Here is a 2,430-nt window from a genome sequence, read left to right on the forward strand (position 1 = left end):
CTCTAATATTTACAACAGCGTGAACGATTTGATTTCATTGAGTATGCCGAGAAGCCAGTTTGATGAAAAACTGGTTGTAGCCAGTAAAGAACTAGAGGATACGATTCAAAAAGTACAGCAATTTGAAAGCAAAAAAGCAGAAAGCAATGCGGAAAAAATTCTCGATAACCTAAACAAACAAGTTCAAATTGCAGGAAAGATGGGCAGTTTATCTTATACTGATCCGCAACTTCAAGCTTTCTTTGCGCAAGATGCGTTGGCAAAAGGCATTCATGAAATGGATACACAAATCACGAAGGCGGAAAAAGAGGCGCAACTGCAAGCTGAAAGAAAAATGAAGAAAAAGCGAGAGGAATGGGCGAACCATCATCCAGCGCAGGCTTGGCTTCAAGACGTTTCTGCTAGTTTCGATAAGAAATGGGATGGATTAGAAAAAGGAACAAGATGGTTAGGGATGTTAGGCACGAACTATCCTGCCCTGAAAAGACTTTCTGATGAAGCCTTGGTGTTAGAAGGTTTTATAGGCAAGGCAGGTTCCGCTATTAGTGGGGCTGCGATAGGCGTAATAAATCTAGTTTACCTAGGTGCAGAGCTTTTTAAGTGGGGCTATAACTCGATACATGGCGTAGAAACAGAACAATGGAAACTGGACGATATTTATGGTGCATGGGAAGGTACGAAGAAACTCGCCGAATATGGGATTGTAGGCTCCATCACAATTACGGCTCCTTATCTTAGTGTTTTCTTAAATAATCCCGCATTCACGGACAAAATTCCCGTGCTGGATAACCTCGCTAGAACCTTTAGAAGAGACCAAAAAGAAATGTTCAACGCAGCGAAAGATTATGTAGAAAAAGCCATGACCGACCCTTATGCTTTTGGTGGCATGGGATTTGATATTGTCAGTTGTCTTTTCGGCGTTGGTGAAGTAAACGCCGCAGTGAAAGGATCAGCTACAGCCGGAAAAATCGCAGAGGGTGAAAATGTCTTTCGAGCAGCAGGGAAACGCGATAAAATAGTTGGTAAGTCGGAAGAAGTAGAAGCATTCATGAATAAGTTGCCGGATAGTATGAAGAATGTCGGGGAGAAGATTAAAAATATTGAGATCCCTAATTTATTCCCTGAACCTTTGCTAGCAGGTGGAGGGAAAGTCGGAGGCGGAGGATCACACTCTCTGAAAGATGCTTATCAGTTTATGAAGGAGACTGGGGAGAAGGTTTTTGGTAAGGGTACGGATAACCTTATTGGAAAAGTTTTAGAAGATAGGTCTAGAGTCGTAAGAACAAAACTATCTGATTCAATGACAGTATTCAAAAATTCAGATGAATATATAAATTTATCTAACACACAGAGGAAAAAAATAGATAGAAAAATAAAATCACTTACTAAAGGTAATGTTGCAACAGCAGATGTTAACATACCAGGTATAAAAAAAGAATTTAGTGCTCATAGCCAAATTCATTCTGTGGATAGTTTAGGAACTAATGTTATGGATTTTTCATATGCACCGGCAGATAGTGAGCGTATCTTCAAAAATTATGTAGTAGATGATTTTCAGAGGTATAATGATACGGAAGCAAAGATTCTTGAGGATATAGCTTCTAAAATAAAAGACCCAAATATTAAAGGTGAAGTTAATCTTTTCTCAGAGTTAGATACTTGTCAAAGTTGTACAAATATTATATTGGAATTTAGAGAAAAATATCCTAATATAAAGTTAAATATCTTTACAAATAATACAGTAACTCCATAGAGGAATAGATTTAAGGAGGTTTGTGCTATGAATAATAGTGTTGATTATGAAAGTATCAAAGATTCTGTTGTATATAGTTTTGAAGAATATGTAGAAGATGATGGATTTACAGCACCACAATCTGCAGGAAAAGTATTTGAAGAAGATTGGAGAGAGCTAAACTATAATAATTTTACAAAGACTGCATACTATATTTGTGTTGCAATTGAGTGTTTTAAACTAAAAGAAATACCAGATTTTATATATGAAAAATTAGATTTTTATATCAATAATATTGAATTTAAAGGTGATGCTAATAAAGAAGATATAGAACAATTATTGCAAGATATAAATAAATGCAAACGGTTAATGGAAAGTAAAGATTATAAAGTTATTGAATCAAGCTTTGGCGCAAAATCAAGAATTGAATATATTCTTAGTTTGAAGTCATAATTAAGACAAAACAAAAAATATCAAAATATTACAAATCACTACTTCTGACCTTGATTGGCTTATGCCTTTCAAGGTTTTTTTAGAAAAGAGAGTTTTCATGGTAAAAAATTATTAACATCTTTATAGCAAGGGAATGCTTGTAGACTGATCTATACTGCATTCCCTTATTGGGGTAGCACCACACACCCATCAACTTAAGGGATATTTTTATACAAAATGCGATCTTTTCACGTAGTATTTTATTA

The 2,430-nt window shown here is 35.5% G+C and carries 2 protein-coding genes; both read left to right on the forward strand.

Annotation, left to right across the window (positions count from 1 at the left end; all coding sequences use genetic code 11):
* A partial coding sequence (locus JDS80_RS30525) for a deaminase domain-containing protein (protein WP_274605859.1) occupies positions 1-1,753 on the forward strand: 1,753 nt, incomplete at its 5' end.
* Between the two features lie 27 nt (positions 1,754-1,780).
* Complete coding sequence (locus tag JDS80_RS30530; RefSeq protein WP_199640799.1) at positions 1,781-2,185, forward strand: hypothetical protein; 405 nt, start codon at positions 1,781-1,783, stop codon at positions 2,183-2,185.
* Positions 2,186-2,430 lie beyond the last annotated feature (245 nt).

Origin of the sequence: Bacillus cereus group sp. N8, assembly GCF_016483685.1 — a bacterium.
Taxonomy (GTDB): Bacteria; Bacillota; Bacilli; order Bacillales; family Bacillaceae_G; genus Bacillus_A; species Bacillus_A proteolyticus.